This window comes from Micromonospora vulcania, assembly GCF_042658605.1.
GTDB lineage: Bacteria > Actinomycetota > Actinomycetes > Mycobacteriales > Micromonosporaceae > Micromonospora > Micromonospora vulcania.
The window spans coordinates 34,442-49,816 of the sequence record NZ_JBHSQS010000021.1 but is presented as its reverse complement, the minus strand read 5'-3'; the positions used below and the strand labels follow the sequence as shown (position 1 = coordinate 49,816).

Genomic DNA, 15,375 nt, shown 5'->3' with positions numbered 1-15,375 from the left:
CCTGTCACGAGGCGATCCTACGGAGCCACCGGCGCGGGTCGCGACACCCGCCGTTGGGAAAGTCGACCGCTGGAAGTTGTTGACGGATCGAGGCCGGCACCTGAAAATTCCATGCATCCAGATACTTCCATTTAGCGATGGAGATTTCGATGATCCGACTGCTCGGCAGGTTCCTCGCGGCGCTCGCGCTGACGGCCGCCACCACGGTGGCCGGTGTGACACTCAGCGCCGGTGCGGCGCACGCGGACGGCTGCTACACCTGGGGTCGCAGCCTGTCTCAGGGAACGTCCGGCGAGGACGTCCGGCAACTACAGATCCGGGTCGCCGGCTACCCGGCCTACGGCGCCGTGCTCACCATCGACGGAGCGTTCGGGCCGGCCACCCGGTCCGCGGTGATCCGCTTCCAGCAGGCGTACGGCCTCGCGGCGGACGGCATCGCCGGCCCGCAGACCTACAACCGGCTCTACGCGTTGCAGGACGACGACTGCACGCCGGTCAACTTCAGCTACGCCGAATTGAACAAGTGCAACAGCACCTGGGCCGGCGGAGCGGTGGCGGCGAGCACCGCACGGGCCAACGCGCTCGTCTCGATGTGGAAACTCCAGGCCCTGCGGCACGCCCTCGGGGACGTGCCCATCTCGATCAGCAGCAGCTTCCGCAGCTACGCCTGCAACAGCGCGGTCGGCGGCGCGTCGAACAGCCGACACCTGTACGGCGACGCGGTGGACCTGGTCGGATCCCCGTCGTTCTGCCGGCTGGCCCAACAGGCCCGCTACCACGGCTTCGCGCAGATCCTCGGCCCCGGCTACCCGGACCACAACGACCACACCCACGTGGCGGCGGTCGGCGGCTGGTCGGCGCCGAACTGCGGCATCTGACGCCGAGCTCGGGCCCGCGCTCGAACCTGATCGCGCTCGAACATGGAAGTAGTGGCCTGCCCGGCACGGGGAGGCCACTACTTCCTGGATCATGCGCGATCTGCGGGACCGGCTACTCCGCGGCGGCGGACGGGCCGATGTTGGTGCGGGTGCTGACCACGTCGAGGACGTGGTTGACGGCCTCGGCGGTCGGCACCCCGTTGCGCTGGGAACCGTCGCGGTAGCGGAAGGAGACCGTGCCGGCGGCCACGTCGTCGTCACCGGCGATCACCATGAACGGGATCTTCTGCTGCTGCGCGGTACGGATCTTCTTCTGCATCCGGTCGTCGCCCGCGTCCACCTGAGCCCGGATCCCCTCGGCGCGCAGCGCCGCGACGAAGCCGTGCAGGTAGTCGGTGTGGTCCTCGCGGATCGGGATGCCCACCACCTGCACCGGGGCCAGCCAGGCCGGGAACGCACCCGCGTAGTGCTCGGTGAGCAACCCGAAGAACCGCTCGATCGAGCCGAACAGGGCCCGGTGGATCATCACCGGCCGCTGCCGGGTGCCGTCGGCGGCCTGGTACTCCAGCCCGAACCGCTCCGGCTGGTTGAAGTCGATCTGGATGGTGGACATCTGCCAGGTCCGGCCGATCGCGTCGCGGGCCTGCACCGAGATCTTCGGCCCGTAGAACGCCGCGCCGCCCGGGTCGGGCACCAGATCCAGGCCGGAGGTCTCGGCGGCGGTCCGCAGCGCCTCGGTCGCCTCGGCCCAGTCGGCGTCGTCACCGATGAACTTGGGCGAGTCGTCCCGGGTGGAGAGCTCCAGGTAGAAGTCGTCCAGCCCGTAGTCGCGCAGCAGGTCCAGCACGAAGCTGAGCAGCGTGGACAGCTCGCCGGCCATCTGCTCGCGGGTGCAGTAGATGTGCGAGTCGTCCTGGGTCAGGCCGCGGACCCGGGTCAGGCCGTGCACCACGCCGGACTTCTCGTACCGGTAGACCGTGCCGAACTCGAACATCCGCAGCGGCAGTTCCCGGTACGACCGCCCGCGCGCCTTGAAGATCAGGTTGTGCATCGGGCAGTTCATGGCCTTGAGGTAGTAGTCCGCGCCCTCCAACTGCATGGGCGGGAACATCGTGTCCGCGTAGTAGGGCAGGTGACCGGAGGTCTCGAACAACTGCGCCTTGGTGATGTGCGGGGTGTTGACGAACTCGTACCCCGCCTCCTCGTGCCGGCGCCGCGAGTAGTGCTCCATCTCCCGGCGGATGATGCCGCCCTTAGGGTGGAATACCGCCAGGCCGGAGCCGATCTCGTCGGGGAAGCTGAACAGGTCCAGGTCCGCGCCGAGCTTGCGGTGGTCGCGCCGGGCGGCCTCCTCCAGCAGCTTCAGGTACGCCTTGAGCTCGTCGCGGGTCGGCCACGCGGTCCCGTACACCCGCTGCAGTTGCGGGTTCTTCTCGGACCCGCGCCAGTACGCGGCGGCCGAGCGCATCAGCTTGAACGCGCCGATCAGCCGGGTGTTCGGCAGGTGCGGACCCCGGCACAGGTCCGACCAGCAGACCTTGTCCTCCTTGGCGTCGAGGTTGTCGTAGATCGTCAGCTCTCCGCCGCCGACCTCCATCACCTCGTCGGTGTCCAGGCCCTCGCCCTTGACCTCGATCAGCTCCAGCTTGAACGGCTCGGCGGCCAGCTCGGCGCGGGCCTCGTCCAGGCTGCCGAAGCGACGACGGCGGAACCGCTGACCGGACTTGACGATCTCCTGCATGCGCTTCTCGAGCTTGCCGAGGTCGTCGGGCTGGAACGGCTTGTCGACGTCGAAGTCGTAGTAGAAGCCGTTCTCGATCGGCGGCCCGATGCCCAGCTTGGCCTCGGGGAAGACGTCCTGCACGGCTTGGGCGAGCACGTGCGCGGTGGAGTGCCGAAGCACGTTGAGCCCGTCGGGCGAGTCCAGGCTGACCGGCTCGACGACGGTCTCGTCGGCCGGCGCCCAGTCCAGGTCACGCAGCTGGCCCTGGGGATCGCGGACCACCACGATCGCCTTGGGGCCGTTCGCGGGCAGTCCGGCCGCGGCCACCGCGTCGGGCGCCGTGGCCCCGGCGGCGACGACGACGGGGTCGGCCACGGCGGGGGTACGGGGTGCAGACACGGTGACTCCTCCAGCAGGCGTTACGGACAGTGCCGATCCTCGGCTCCTGCCGATGCTATCGGTCCGCCCCCCTCGGCTAAGGAAGGGCACCTTCTTAACGCCTGCGGTAGAGGAAGGGCCCCTTGTTAACGGTCGGCTTGTTAACGACCGACGTTGAACCTTTTTCGCCCGCCAGCCGAACTACCAGGTGTGGCCGGAGCCGGTACCGGCTCACACACAAGACGGATGGGGGCACGAGATGGCGAGCACGCACGGCGGTGGCCGCCGGTGGCGGATCATGACGGCGACCACGCTGACCGCCGCCGGACTGCTGCTCTGGCCCGCCGCGGCGCACGCGGCGGACGTGACGACCACCCCGACCGAGGCCCGGCAGGGCGACGCGGTCCGGCTGGAGTTCACCGTCCCCGAGGACCGGGCCGGCACGACGACCAGGCAGATCGAGGTCCGGATGCCGGCCGACGCGCCGGTGGCGGAGGTCTATCCGATGTCGGTGACCGGCTGGGCGCCCCGGATCAGCTCCCGCACTCTGGACCAGCCGGTGGCCGGCATCCACTCCACCGGGGTGAGCACGGTGACGACAGCGGTGACCTGGATCAGGGTCGGTGTCAGTGAGCCCGGCCCGGCACGGTTGGCGCTGTCCATGGGCCCGCTCCCGCAGGCCGACAAGCTCGCCTTCGAGGTCGTCCAGACGTACGCCGATGGCACGGTGGTCCGCTGGGCGGACGCCAGCGGGGCGCACCGGGCGCCGGTGCTCACCCTGCTGCCGGCAGCGGCCGGCGCGGCCGGGGCAACCGGACACAACGCGCACGGCGGCCCGGCGCCCGAGGCGGGAGCCGACGCCGCGCCGGCGGACGGCGCCGAGGGCGCCGGCGAGACAGGCAGCTCGGACGCGATGCTGGCGGCCGGGCTGTTGGCCGGCCTGGGCGGCGGCGTGGCGATCGGCTGGCTGGTGAGCCGGTGGCGCCGACGCGACCCGGCCGAGCGCACGGCCCTGGCCGAGGTGACCGGCGGACAGGACCACGCTCTCGCACCGGCCGACCCGTCGGATGCCGACTCGGCACCGGACGACCGGACCACGACCGCGCCCGCCACGGACTCGGCGACCGCCACGAAGCCGCAGACGGACACGAAACCGGCGACCGCCACGAAACCGGCGACCGCCACGAAGCCGAAGACGGACACGAAGCCGGCGACCGCCACGAAGCCGAAGACCGCCACGAAACCGAAGACCGCCACGAAACCGGCGACCGCCACGGAGTCGGAGACGAACACGGCACCGCAGACCGACCCGGAGCCGGCCTTGGCCGCCACCCCGGTCCGTACCGGCTGATCCACCCCACGTCCATCCCGCACGCCCCTTGCTCTGCTTCAACGCACGCAACAGTCTCGGTCCGGAACCGTTGCGCCGGTTGAAGCAGAGCAAAGCCGGCGCGCAGCGGCCCCGCACCCGTCGGCGCGGGTCGAACGCGGGTGCGCGGCAGTGGTCAGGGCACCCAGGTGGGTAGCGCCTCGCGGGCTGCCAGCCACGGCTCGGGCACCCCGCCCGGCGTGCCCACGCCGGTGTACGCCGCCACCACCGCGCCGGCGATCGCGGCCGTGGTGTCCAGGTCCCCGCCGGCCTGCACGCAGGCCCGGATGGCCGCGGGATAGTCGTCGAGGTGGGTGGCGGCCACCCAGAGGGTGAACGCGACGGTGTCCTGCGCCGTCACCCGCGAGCCGTTGCCGAGCGCCGCCATCACCCGGCTCAGCGGCCGGCCGAGCAGCCCGGCCGCCCGGTTCACGCCGCGGTGTACCTCGGTGCCCGGATCGAGCGCGGCGGCGATCTCGGCGAGCAGCCGGTCCGGCTCGGGCCGGTGCCCGTCGAGGCGGGCCCGGGCGGCCAGCGCGGCGGCGACCGCCACCGCGACCGCACCGGCGATCCCCTCCGGGTGCGCGTGGGTCACCTCGGCCGAGGCCCGGGCCTGTGCCGCCGCCCGGGCGGTCGAGTCGGCGAAGTACGCGCCCAGCGGGCCGACCCGCATCGCCGCGCCGTTGCCGCAGGAGCCCTGGCCGTCGAAGGCGGACGCGGCGGCGACCGGCCACGGGGTGCCGGTACGGATCAGCCGCAGGATCAGCATCGCCCCGGCGCCGTAGCCCCGCCGGGGGGCGCAGCGCTCGGCGAACGCCAGGGCCAGCCGGTCCCGGTCGATGCCGCCGCGCTCGGCCAACTCGGCGAGGACCGAGCAGGCCATCTCGGTGTCGTCGGTCCACTCCCAGGGCGCCGGCGGCAGGGCGCCAGCGGCGAGATCCGCCGGTCGCAGACCGGGCAGGAAGTACTGCGCGCCGAGCGCGTCGCCGGTGGAGAGGCCGGCGAGACTGTCCCGGGCGAGCGCCAGGCGGGCATCGACGAACAGGGTGAACGTCATCGTCGTACCAGCTTGCCCGCTCGCCAGGCACGTCGCAACGCGATCAACTTGCCAGGCCAAGTACGGTCTTGGGGTGGCCTCCGTGCTCCTGGTCGAAGACGATCACGTCGTACGCGGCGCGATGCTGCGGTCCCTCGCCGACCGGGGGCACGCCGTGCACGCCGTGGGCACCGCGCTGGACGCACTGCGCCGGGTCGCCGCCGAGACACCCGACCTGGTGGTTCTCGACCTCGGCCTGCCCGACCTGGACGGCTCGGACGCGCTGCGGATGCTGCGCGGCATCACCGATGTCCCGATCATCATCGCCACGGCCCGGGACGACGAGCAGTCGGTGGTCAAGCTGCTGCGCGCCGGCGCGGACGACTACATGGTCAAACCGTTCACCGGGGCGCACCTGGACGCCCGGATCACCACCGTGCTGCGCCGGGCTGGTCGGGCCAGCCGGACCGTGCAGCCCGCGGTGCACACCGTCGGCGGCCTCCGGGTGGACGTCGGCGAACGCAGCGCACAGCTCGACGGCGAGCCGCTCGCGCTGACCCGTAAGGAATTCGACCTGCTGGCGTATCTCGCCGCACGACCCGGGCGGGTAGTGTCCCGCCGGGAACTCTTGGAGGAGGTATGGCGGCAGCCATCGGTCGGCGAGGACCAGACCATCGACGTTCACCTGTACTGGCTCCGCCGAAAGATGGGCGAGTCCGCGGCGAAGCCGCGCTACCTGCGCACCGTGCGGGGGGTGGGATTCCGGCTGGTGGCACCGGACTGAGGACGGCGCTGGCCCTGCTGACGGCCGGCATGTGTTCACTCGTGGCGCTGGCCTTCCTGATTCCGCTCGGGCTGAGCCTGCGCGGGCAGACCCGCGACGAGGCGATCGCCGACGCGGCCCGGCGCAGCGCGCTGGTGACCGGGGCGCTGGCCGTGAGCACCGAGCCGGCCGTGGTCGACCGGGCGGTGGTGGCCAGTGCCGAGGGCGCACCGACCCGCCCGGTGGTGCACGGGCTGGGGCTGGACGAGTCCGCCGGCCGGGCCAGCGGCGCCGACCTGGAACGGGCCCGTGCCGACCGGCGCTCACTGGTCACCGACGTCGACGGCGGGGTGGTCCGGCTCGATCCGGTGGTCCTCGGCGACCGGACGGCCGTGGTCGAGGTGTTCGTACCGGATTCGACGCTGGGCGAGGGCAGCGGCGGCACCTGGCTGCTGCTGTTCGCGGTCGGCGCGGCGATGGCCGGCGCGGCGGTGCTGGTGGTCGACCGGGTCGCCGCCCGCGCGGTGGAGTCGACCCGGGGCCTGGTCAAGGCCGCGCTCTCGATCGGCGACGGCGACCTGGGGGTACGCGTCGAGCCGACCGGCCCCCGCGAACTGGCCGAGGCCGGGTACGCCTTCAACCGGATGGCCGACCGCCTGGACGCGGCCCGCACCGACGAGCGGGAACTGGTGGCGGACCTGTCGCATCGGCTGCGTACCCCATTGACCGTGCTCCGGCTGGACGCGGAGGCGTTGGAGTCCGACGACACCAGCGTGGGTTCGTTCAGCCCCGCGGAGCTGGACCGGCTCCGCGGCATCCGGCGGATCCGGCAGGCGATCGTCACCCTGGAGGGTGAGATCGACGTGTTGATCAAGACCACCCGCAAGGCGGTGGCCCACGAGGCCGGGCCGGCGATGTGTGACGTCAGCGAGGTGGTCCGGGACCGGATGGTGTTCTGGGCGGCGCTGGCGGGCGACCAGAACCGGCCGCACCGGGTCAACGGCGCACAGCTGCGCATCCCCGCGCCGGTGCCGCGTGCCGAGTTGGCCGCCGCGCTGGACGCGGTGATCGGCAACGTCTTCCGGTACACCCCGCAGGGGACCGCGTTCGAGGTGGCCGTCTCCCGCCGGGACGGCTACGTGGCCATCCGGGTCGACGACGCCGGCCCCGGCATCGCCGACCCGGACCGGGCGCTGCGCCGGGGCACCAGCGACAAGGGCTCGACCGGGCTCGGCCTGGACATCGCCAAACGGGTGTCGTTGCAAGCCAACGGGTCGGTCAGCATCGACCGGGCCCGGTTGGGCGGCGCCAGCGTGGTGATGCTGCTCGCCGACCCGGAGGCCACGCCCCGGCAGGTCAGCCGGTTCGGTCTGGTCGGCCGGATGGCACGCGACGCCCGGGACCAGAAGACGAGCGGTCGGCGCTGGCCCCGCCAGCGCCCCACCGACGACTGACCGGGAGCCGACAGGCCCGGCTGTGGGCCGGCGCAAGTCTTCCTTAGATCGCGGTTAACGACAGTGGTGGAGCCCTCGCGGGCTGACAGGATCGAGGAACGAACCCACCGAGTTCCACCGGCCGGTGCACCGCGCACCTACCGGTCGGTGGAGCCGCGCGCGCGGCGGGAGTTCAGGTCCCCCCACACCAACGCTCCCGCCGCGCGCCCTCCTCTCCCAAGCTCGTCAGCCGGCGACGGTGGCGAGGTAGGCGTCGATCTCGGCGGTGATCCGCTGCTTGCCCGTCGGGTCGAGGAAGGACGCGGTCACCGCGTTGCGGGCCAGCCCGGCGAGCCCCTGCGGGCCCACCCCGAGCAGCCGGGCGGCCACCGCGTACTCGTCGTCGAGGGTGGTGCCGAACATCGGCGGGTCGTCGGAGTTGATGGTGACCAGCAGCCCGGCCTCGACGAGTCGGGGCAGCGGGTGCTCGTCGAGGCTGGCCACCGCCCGGGTCCGTACGTTCGACGTCGGGCAGACCTCCATCCCGATCTGCCGCTCGGCCAGGTACGCGAGCAGCTCCGGGTCCTGCGCGGCGGAGATGCCGTGCCCGATCCGCTCGGCGCCCAGCTCGTTCAGCGCGTCCCAGATCGTCTGCGGGCCGGTGGTCTCCCCCGCGTGCGGCACGGAGCGCAGCCCGGCGGCCCGGGCCTGGTCGAAGTAGGGGCGGAACTGCGGCCGGGGTACGCCGATCTCCGGGCCGCCCAGGCCGAAGCTGATCAGCCCGTCCGGACGCTCCTCCAGCGCGATGCGCAGCGTCTCCTCGGCCGCCGGCAGGCCCGCCTCGCCGGGGATGTCGAAGCACCAGCGCAGCTCGATGCCGAAGTCGTCGAGGGCACGCTTGCGGGCGTCCTCGATCGCCTCGCAGAACGCTGGCGCGGGGATGCCCCGGCGCACGTGCGAGTACGGCGTGATGGTCAGCTCCGCGTACCGGACCTGCTGGCGGGCCAGTTCCCGGGCCACCTCGTGGGTGAGGATCCAGACGTCCTCCGGGTCGCGGACGAGGTCCACCACGCTCAGGTAGACCTCGATGAAGTGCGCGAAGTCGCGGAACTCGAAGTAGTCGACGAGCGCCGCCGGGTCGGCCGGCACCGGGGTGCGGCCCTCGTGCCGGGCGGCCAGCTCGGCGACGATCCGGGGCGAGGCGGAGCCGACGTGGTGCACGTGCAGCTCCACCTTGGGCAGTCCGGCGATGAAGGTGGACAGGTCGGTCACTGATTCTCCTCGGCACAGTCGCCGGTGCGGGCGACGACGAAGACGCGGCGGAACGGGAAGTACACCTGACCCTGCCGGACCGGGTACGCGGCGGCGAGCCGTACCCCCAGCTCGGCCCGGAAGGCGGACCAGCCGGCGGCGTCCAGGGCGGCCCGGACCGGGCGCAGCGCCGTGCCCTCCATCCAGGTCAGCACCGGGTGGTCGGCGGCGGGCCGGGCCGGTAGCAGGTGCACGTAGGTAGTCTCCCAGGCGTCCACCGCGCAGCCGGCACCGGTCAACAGCGCCGCGTAGCCGGGCGCGTCGTCGACGGGGTCCGCGCGCAGCAGCGGGGCGACCTCGGCCCGCCAGGCCGGCTGGTCGGCGACCTCGCGCAGCGCCCGGTGCGAGGGTGCGTCGAAGTTGCCCGGGACCTGCACGGCGAGCCAGGCGCCGGTGGGCAGTTCGGCGGCCCAGCGGCGCAGTAGCTCCTGATGGCCGGGGACCCACTGCAGCGCGGCGTTGGTGACCACCACGTCCTCGTCACCGGCCGGGTGCCAGTCGCGCAGGTCGGCGACGGCGAACTCGACCGGGGCGCTCAGCGCGGCGGCTCGCTCGATCATCTCCGGCGACGAGTCCAGGCCGAGCACCCGGCTCGCCGGCCACCGTTGAGCCAGGGTGGCGGTGAGCTGGCCGGGGCCGCAGCCGAGGTCGACCACCGTGCGGGGCCGCTCGGCCGGGACCCGGGCGACCAGGTCGTGGAACGGCCGGGACCGCTCGTCGCCGTAGCGCAGGTATGTCGCCGGGTCCCACATCACGCCTCCCAAACCGTACGTCCGTCTTGTTTACCGTACGGCCCGCGCGGCGGACCGGCAACCCGATCACTAGGCTCGGGGGATGGAGCAGCGCACCTTCCCCCGGCTCGGCCGGACCGTCGGGGTCGTCGGCCTGGGCGCCTGGCAGCTCGGCGCCGACTGGGGCACCGTCAGCGAGGACGACGCGATGGCGGTGCTGGCCACCGCCGTGGACTCCGGGGTCACCTTCCTGGACACCGCCGACGTCTACGGCGACGGCCGCAGCGAGCAGCTGATCGGCCGCTTCCTGCGCTCCCGTCCCGCCGCCGGACTGACCGTCGCCACCAAGATCGGCCGCCGCGTCGAGCAGCGGCCGGAGGCCTACACCCTGGCCAACTTCCGGCAGTGGACCGACCGGTCCCGGGCCAATCTTCAGATGGACACCCTCGATCTGGTCCAGCTGCACTGCCCGCCCACCGCCGTCTTCGCCGACGACGCGGTCTTCGACGCCCTGGACACCCTCGTCGCCGAGCAGGCCATCGCCGCGTACGGGGTCAGCGTGGAGACCTGTGACCAGGCGCTGACCGCGATCGCCCGGCCCGGCGTGGCCAGCGTGCAGATCATCCTCAACGCGGTACGTCACAAGCCGCTGGAGCGGGTACTGCCGGCGGCAGCGGCGGCCGGGGTGGGCATCATCGCCCGGGTGCCGCTGGCCAGTGGCCTGCTCTCCGGCCGGTACGACGAGCACACCGAGTTTCCGGCCGACGACCACCGCAACTACAACCGGCACGGGGCGGCGTTCGACGTCGGCGAGACGTTCTCCGGGGTCGACTTCGAGCGCGGGCTCGCCGCCGTACGTCGACTGGCGCCGCTGGTGGACGCGGACCGCACGATGGCGCAGTTCGCGCTGCGCTGGGTGCTGGACCAGGCGGGCGTCACCGTGGTCATCCCCGGCGCCCGCGACGCCGACCAGGCCCGACGCAACGCCGCCGCGGCGGACCTGCCGCCGCTCACGGCCGAGCAGTTGGCCGGGGTACGCGAGGTCTACGACGAGCTGATCCGCCCGCAGGTGCACGACCGGTGGTGACCGACGGAGAGGGGACGCGATGAGGGGCTGGCTCCTGCTCACCCTCGGCCTGCTGGCGGTCGTGGTCGGTGCGGTGTGGACGGTGCAGGGTCTCGGCTACGTCGACGGCAGCGTGATGACCGACCAGCGGATCTGGGCGGTGCTCGGCCCGGTCGTGGCACTGGCCGGGCTGGTGACGCTCTGGCTCGGCCTGCGGATGCGCCGCCGCCGCTGACCCGACGGTCCACTGTGCTCGCCCCGACACGTGGAAAAGCCCCGCATCCCGGACGGGATACGGGGCTTCACAACGACCCCTGGCCGGATCGTCCCACTGGCCGGCGGGGGCCGGCCGTACTACTCAGATGGGACGGACCTGCTCAGCCTGCGGGCCCTTCTGACCCTGAGCGATCTCGAACTCCACCCGCTGGTTCTCCTCCAGCGTGCGGTAGCCGCTGGTCTGGATGGCCGAGAAGTGGACGAACACGTCAGCACCCCCGCCGTCGACGGTGATGAAGCCGAAGCCCTTGTCAGCGTTGAACCACTTCACGGTTCCCTGCGCCATGTGTATCTCCTTCTAAAAACTGGCGGCCGTGCACGCCGTGCGGCCGATTGGCCGTTTTTCGAGCAGCGGCGCCTGAGGCGGCCCCCCACGAAGGAGACTTCTCTCAACCCACGCCATCTCGCAACAGCGTGGAACAGCAAATCACGTACGCAAAAAGTCTGCACGACCTCTCCGACGAATTTCTCCGACATGTGACCTGACGGATGCCTCGGGTCGTCGGGCGGCGTGCGGAGCCGTGCGAAAGGCCCCTTTCCCATCGATGTGGGAAAGGGGCCGATGTCGCTGGACTGGTCAGTCCGGCCAGTGACCGGTCATCCGGCGTACGCCGACCGCCCCGCCTCGGTCCACAGCGGCCCGAACCACCGCGAAGATGGCTCCCTGCAACGCCGCGGCGGCCAGGATCTCGCCCCATCCACGGTCCTCGTCGGTCGCGTTGGGGGCCTCACCGTCGCCGGCGGTGACCTTCCAGACCTGCCGGAAGATCGAGCCCGCCACCGCACCGGCGGCGATACCCAACAGCACGCCGACCGGCCGGTACGCGGCCCTGCCGATGCCCTTGCTCACCTACGCCTCCCCCGCACGATCATCAGCACCACCACGGTGGCCACCGCACCGGCCGCGATGGCCGCCCACGGCACCGGGTTGCGTCGAACCAGTTCGCCCTTTTCGTACGCCTGCGCCCGCGCGTCCGTGGCGCGGCGCACGGCCTGCCCGCGGAGCTGGGCCACGGTCTGCGCGGCCTGCCCGCGGAGCCGCTCGCGCGCCTGCCCGGCGGACTCCTTCAGGCGTGCCTTGACGTCCGCCTTGGCCGCGAGGGCCTCCATCGTCTCGCCCAGCTCGACCCGGGTACGGCGGATCTCCTCGCGGAGCGCCTCGGTGTCGCCGGTTCCGTTGCCCGTCATGGCCGGCTCCTGTCCTTCACCGCGGCGGTGACGGTGTCCACGTCTGCTCGGAGGCTGCGGACGGTGGCCGACGGGACCGGCGGGACCGCACGGCTGACCTGCTTCTTGCCCACCAGGGCGAGGATGCCGGCCAACAGGAAGGCGGCCACCGCCACGATCAGCGCGGCCGCCCAGGCCGGCAGCACCAGGTCGAGTAGCAGGATGGCCGTGGCGACCAGCGCGCCCAGGCCGAAGAACGCCAGCGCGCCGCCGCCGCCGAAGAGGCCGATCCCGATGCCGGCGTGCTTGCCCTTCTGGGTCAACTCCGCCCGGGCCAGCGTCAGCTCGTCCCGCACCAGGCGGGAGATCTGCTCGGTGGCTCGCTGCACCAACTCGGCGGTGGAGGGCTCGCTCCCGTTCTGGGATGTGCGGGCATTCGCCACGTCAGCCATGCTGTCCTCCTTTCCTCATCACCGCGCTGTATGCCCGGAGTCGCCGCTCGTCAATCCTAAAGCGCACCAACCCAACCACCGTGCCTGTTGTCTGGTCCCCAAACCGCAAACCGGTCCGCCAGCAGGTCCCCCACCAAAGCCCAACCAAACCTCTCACCCGCCCCCACCCCACACCTCATCCCCGGTGATCATGAAGTTATCGTCGCGACACGCCGACACGGCCGTCGCCAACTTCATGATCAATGGGGAAAAGGGGGGTGGAGGGGGGGTTCTAGGGGCGGGGGTCTTCGGGGCCTACGAAGGCTTCGCTGCGGGCGTCGCCGTCGTCGCTGCCGCCGAAGACGCGGGCGTCGTCGGGTACGTCGGTGTCGGTCGTCCGACTCGGCCGCCGAGGCTGCACCCACTGCCAGGACAGGTTGCTGTTGGCGTCGCCCAGCTCGGTGCGTACCCGGGGCATCGCGGTGGGGCGGTTGTCCCGGATCCAGCCGACCAGGTGCTCGCGGACCAGGCACCGCAGGTCCCACAGGCTGCCCGCGTCGGCCGCGCTGACCAGCGCGCGGACCCGGACCGTCCCGCCGGTGGCGTCGGTCAGCTGCAGGACGCAGACCCGGCCGTCCCACAGGTCGGTGCTCTCCACCAGCCGGCGCAGCTCCTCCCGCATCGTCTGCACCGGCACGGCCCAGTCCACGTCGAACTCGGCGGTGCCGAGCACCGCCGCCTCGGTACGGGTCCAGTTCTGAAAGGGGGTGCTGGTGAAGTACGACGTGGGCAGGATCAACCGCCGGTCGTCCCAGATCTGCACCACCACGTAGCTGAGGGTCAGCTCCTCGATCCGGCCCCACTCCCCCTCGACGACCACCACGTCGTCGAGCCGGACGGCGTCGCTGAAGGCGAGCTGGAGGCCGGCGAAGACGTTGCCGAGCAGACTCTGGGCGGCCAGCGCGGCAACCACACCGACCACACCGGCGGAGGTCAGCACACCGGCGCCGATGCCCCGCACGCTCGGGAACGTCATCAGCATCACGCCGATCGTGAGGATGACGATCACCGCGATGGTCACCCGGCGCAGCATCACCACCTGGGTCCGCACCCGGCGGGCGTGCCGGTTGTCCGGCACGTCGACCCGGAACCGGGCCAGCGCGGTGTCCTCCACCACGATCAGCAGCGACGCCACCAGCCAGGCCGTGGTGGCGATGACGCAGAGGATGAGCAGATGCAGCAGCATCCGACGCCAGCCCTGGCCGACCGCGTACCCGGTGCTGAACCGGGCGGCGAACTGCACGGCGAGCACCGTGGCGGCGACCTGGAACGGGCGGTGCGAATGGTCGGTCAGCTCGGTCATCAGCAGTGATCGGCGGCCGAACCGCCGGGTGAGCCGGTGGATGAACTCGACCAGGAAGAGTGCGACCGCCGCCGCGGCGAGCGCGGCGACGGCCGTTTCGAGATAGTTCTGCACAGGCTTGTTGCTCCCCTCCGGCCGGGCGGCGATACTTCGGGCAAAAGCCCAATAGTGCCCGGCGACTTCGGTATCGACCAGCTCAGACCTTGCGGTACCGGGACTGGAGGAAGCAGTAGAGGCCGAAGGCGGCGATGCCGAGGGCCACCAGGCTGAGCAGCAAGGTGCCGTACGACTGGTCGCGAAGCGTGTGCAACGCGGCGTCCAGACCGCGGGCCTTCTCCGGGTCGTACTTCACCGCGGCCACGATGATCAGCAGGCCGGCGATGCCGTACGCGATGCCCTTGGCCACGTACCCGGCGATGCCCAGCCGACGCGCCAGCGTGCGGGTCTTCGGGCTCATCTCGCCGGTCTTGAGGTGCTTCTCGAACCGCTTGACGATCCCGTAGATCACCAGGCCGACGCCGATCGCGGCGAGCACCAGCCCGGCAAGACCGACCAGCCAGCGCCCACCGCTGGAGGTCATCAGCTTGCCGGTCAGCGCCTCCTGCTGGTCGGCGCTGTTGGAGCCGGCATCGGAGAAGACCTTGAACGCGGTCCAGGCGAAGTAGAGGTAGACGATCGTCCGGCCGGCCGAGGCGAGCCGCTCCAGGACCCGTTCCTTGCCCCGCTCGGCGCGGTGCCCGACCGCCGCCTCCAGGGCCTGCCAGATCGCCATCGCGAGCAGGCCCACCGCGGTCGCGATGACTAGGAACTTGCCCAGCGGCTGCTCGGAGAGCGTCCGCAGCGCGCCGGACTGGTCGCCGTCGTCGGACGACGTCCCGAACGCGATCTGCAACGCCAGCCAGGCGAAGAGCAGGTGCACGATCCCGTAGCCGATGAAGCCGGCCCGGGCGAGGAATTCCAACCACCGGCTGTCCGCCGTACGGGAGGCGGTGGCTTCGGCGCTACGGGTGAGTGACATGCCGTCACAATCTCCGATTTGGGAGATCCCCAAACGTCCAGCCACCGCCACCCGTCGGTGGTCAGCTTCCCGGGTTACGGGACACGCGGATCTTGACCTGCTGGTCGGTGACGCTGTCCAGGGTGACCGCGAAGCCCCCGGCCTCGGTGGCCTGCTGGCCGGTGGTGAGGGTGAGCTGTTCGCCGGCGACCTCGACGGTCACCTGGTCGCCCTCGGCCCCGACCAGCTTGGCCTCGACGCCGAGGATGGTGGCGCTCGCGTCGACACCCCGCTCGAAGGTGACCGTGCAGGCGTCCAGCCCGCAGTCGGTGGAGGCGCCCTGGGAGCTGCAACCGGCCAGCACGGCGAGGCCGAGCGCCAGACCGGCGAACAGGCCGGCAACGCGGCGGATGGGCAGGAACGGGATGGTGGCGGGTCGGTTCGTCACCTCGC

The 15,375-nt window shown here is 71.9% G+C and carries 17 protein-coding genes; 6 read left to right on the top strand and 11 right to left on the bottom strand.

What is annotated here, in order from left to right; all coding sequences use genetic code 11:
* Positions 1-137: 137 nt before the first annotated feature.
* Positions 138-878: a D-Ala-D-Ala carboxypeptidase family metallohydrolase gene (locus ACFQGL_RS26110; RefSeq protein ID WP_377515105.1), complete on the top strand. Its 741-nt coding sequence runs from the start codon at positions 138-140 to the stop codon at positions 876-878.
* A 112-nt stretch (positions 879-990) separates the two neighbouring features.
* Here ACFQGL_RS26110 and thrS read toward each other — a convergent pair whose 3' ends face one another.
* Positions 991-3,000 (bottom strand): threonine--tRNA ligase, encoded by a 2,010-nt coding sequence (gene thrS, locus ACFQGL_RS26105; RefSeq protein WP_377515103.1) that lies wholly within the window; start codon positions 2,998-3,000, stop codon positions 991-993.
* A 238-nt stretch (positions 3,001-3,238) separates the two neighbouring features.
* Between thrS and ACFQGL_RS26100 the strand changes: the two genes are divergently transcribed.
* Positions 3,239-4,330 (top strand): DUF1775 domain-containing protein, encoded by a 1,092-nt coding sequence (locus tag ACFQGL_RS26100; protein ID WP_377515102.1) that lies wholly within the window; start codon positions 3,239-3,241, stop codon positions 4,328-4,330.
* 154 nt (positions 4,331-4,484) lie between these two features.
* Here the strand turns inward: ACFQGL_RS26100 and ACFQGL_RS26095 are convergent, their stop codons facing one another.
* Positions 4,485-5,405 (bottom strand): ADP-ribosylglycohydrolase family protein, encoded by a 921-nt coding sequence (locus ACFQGL_RS26095; protein ID WP_377515100.1) that lies wholly within the window; start codon positions 5,403-5,405, stop codon positions 4,485-4,487.
* A 73-nt stretch (positions 5,406-5,478) separates the two neighbouring features.
* Between ACFQGL_RS26095 and ACFQGL_RS26090 the strand changes: the two genes are divergently transcribed.
* Complete coding sequence (locus tag ACFQGL_RS26090; RefSeq protein WP_007458139.1) at positions 5,479-6,168, top strand: response regulator transcription factor; 690 nt, start codon at positions 5,479-5,481, stop codon at positions 6,166-6,168.
* Positions 6,169-6,197: 29 nt separating this feature from the next.
* The gene (locus tag ACFQGL_RS26085; protein ID WP_377515098.1) at positions 6,198-7,601 is read left to right on the top strand and encodes a HAMP domain-containing sensor histidine kinase; all 1,404 of its coding nucleotides are present in this window, start codon (positions 6,198-6,200) and stop codon (positions 7,599-7,601) included.
* Positions 7,602-7,826: 225 nt separating this feature from the next.
* On the opposite strand, the gene ACFQGL_RS26080 is transcribed toward ACFQGL_RS26085, so the two are convergent.
* Complete coding sequence (locus ACFQGL_RS26080) at positions 7,827-8,852, bottom strand: adenosine deaminase (protein WP_377515097.1); 1,026 nt, start codon at positions 8,850-8,852, stop codon at positions 7,827-7,829.
* Complete coding sequence (locus ACFQGL_RS26075; protein ID WP_377515096.1) at positions 8,849-9,643, bottom strand: trans-aconitate 2-methyltransferase; 795 nt, start codon at positions 9,641-9,643, stop codon at positions 8,849-8,851. Before ACFQGL_RS26075 ends, ACFQGL_RS26080 begins: the two co-directional genes overlap by 4 nt.
* 82 nt (positions 9,644-9,725) lie before the next feature.
* Here ACFQGL_RS26075 and ACFQGL_RS26070 point away from each other — a divergent pair, with 82 nt between their 5' ends.
* Positions 9,726-10,709 (top strand): aldo/keto reductase, encoded by a 984-nt coding sequence (locus ACFQGL_RS26070; protein ID WP_377515095.1) that lies wholly within the window; start codon positions 9,726-9,728, stop codon positions 10,707-10,709.
* Between the two features lie 19 nt (positions 10,710-10,728).
* A complete protein-coding gene (locus ACFQGL_RS26065) occupies positions 10,729-10,923 on the top strand; it encodes a hypothetical protein (RefSeq protein WP_377515093.1) in 195 nt (64 codons plus the stop codon).
* Positions 10,924-11,046: 123 nt separating this feature from the next.
* Here ACFQGL_RS26065 and ACFQGL_RS26060 read toward each other — a convergent pair whose 3' ends face one another.
* From ACFQGL_RS26060 to ACFQGL_RS26030, 7 genes are all read right to left on the bottom strand, one after another.
* Complete coding sequence (locus tag ACFQGL_RS26060; RefSeq protein WP_007075740.1) at positions 11,047-11,250, bottom strand: cold-shock protein; 204 nt, start codon at positions 11,248-11,250, stop codon at positions 11,047-11,049.
* 291 nt (positions 11,251-11,541) lie between these two features.
* Positions 11,542-11,814: a DUF4235 domain-containing protein gene (locus ACFQGL_RS26055; RefSeq protein WP_377515092.1), complete on the bottom strand. Its 273-nt coding sequence runs from the start codon at positions 11,812-11,814 to the stop codon at positions 11,542-11,544.
* The gene (locus ACFQGL_RS26050; RefSeq protein ID WP_377515091.1) at positions 11,811-12,152 is read right to left on the bottom strand and encodes a DUF3618 domain-containing protein; all 342 of its coding nucleotides are present in this window, start codon (positions 12,150-12,152) and stop codon (positions 11,811-11,813) included. The genes ACFQGL_RS26055 and ACFQGL_RS26050 overlap by 4 nt, the downstream gene beginning before the upstream one ends.
* The gene (locus ACFQGL_RS26045) at positions 12,149-12,583 is read right to left on the bottom strand and encodes a phage holin family protein (RefSeq protein WP_377515089.1); all 435 of its coding nucleotides are present in this window, start codon (positions 12,581-12,583) and stop codon (positions 12,149-12,151) included. The genes ACFQGL_RS26050 and ACFQGL_RS26045 overlap by 4 nt, the downstream gene beginning before the upstream one ends.
* Before the next feature lie 271 nt (positions 12,584-12,854).
* Positions 12,855-14,039, bottom strand: coding sequence for a mechanosensitive ion channel family protein (locus ACFQGL_RS26040; RefSeq protein ID WP_377515088.1), 1,185 nt, complete (start codon positions 14,037-14,039; stop codon positions 12,855-12,857).
* Positions 14,040-14,121: 82 nt separating this feature from the next.
* The gene (locus tag ACFQGL_RS26035; RefSeq protein ID WP_377515086.1) at positions 14,122-14,943 is read right to left on the bottom strand and encodes a DUF1206 domain-containing protein; all 822 of its coding nucleotides are present in this window, start codon (positions 14,941-14,943) and stop codon (positions 14,122-14,124) included.
* Positions 14,944-15,004: 61 nt separating this feature from the next.
* Positions 15,005-15,370 (bottom strand): hypothetical protein, encoded by a 366-nt coding sequence (locus tag ACFQGL_RS26030; RefSeq protein ID WP_377515085.1) that lies wholly within the window; start codon positions 15,368-15,370, stop codon positions 15,005-15,007.
* Between the last annotated feature and the right edge of the window lie 5 nt (positions 15,371-15,375).

Excerpts from the sequence above, each read along its gene's own strand:
- ACFQGL_RS26110 (WP_377515105.1), top strand. The coding sequence starts at position 138 with ATGGAGATTTCGATGATCCGACTGCTCGGCAGGTTCCTCGCGGCGCTC.
- ACFQGL_RS26100 (WP_377515102.1), top strand. The coding sequence starts at position 3,239 with ATGGCGAGCACGCACGGCGGTGGCCGCCGGTGGCGGATCATGACGGCG.
- ACFQGL_RS26095 (WP_377515100.1), bottom strand. The coding sequence starts at position 5,405 with ATGACGTTCACCCTGTTCGTCGATGCCCGCCTGGCGCTCGCCCGGGAC.
- ACFQGL_RS26085 (WP_377515098.1), top strand. The coding sequence starts at position 6,198 with ATGTGTTCACTCGTGGCGCTGGCCTTCCTGATTCCGCTCGGGCTGAGC.
- ACFQGL_RS26075 (WP_377515096.1), bottom strand. The coding sequence starts at position 9,643 with ATGTGGGACCCGGCGACATACCTGCGCTACGGCGACGAGCGGTCCCGG.
- ACFQGL_RS26070 (WP_377515095.1), top strand. The coding sequence starts at position 9,726 with ATGGAGCAGCGCACCTTCCCCCGGCTCGGCCGGACCGTCGGGGTCGTC.
- ACFQGL_RS26065 (WP_377515093.1), top strand. The coding sequence starts at position 10,729 with ATGAGGGGCTGGCTCCTGCTCACCCTCGGCCTGCTGGCGGTCGTGGTC.
- ACFQGL_RS26060 (WP_007075740.1), bottom strand. The coding sequence starts at position 11,250 with ATGGCGCAGGGAACCGTGAAGTGGTTCAACGCTGACAAGGGCTTCGGC.
- ACFQGL_RS26050 (WP_377515091.1), bottom strand. The coding sequence starts at position 12,152 with ATGACGGGCAACGGAACCGGCGACACCGAGGCGCTCCGCGAGGAGATC.
- ACFQGL_RS26045 (WP_377515089.1), bottom strand. The coding sequence starts at position 12,583 with ATGGCTGACGTGGCGAATGCCCGCACATCCCAGAACGGGAGCGAGCCC.
- ACFQGL_RS26035 (WP_377515086.1), bottom strand. The coding sequence starts at position 14,943 with ATGTCACTCACCCGTAGCGCCGAAGCCACCGCCTCCCGTACGGCGGAC.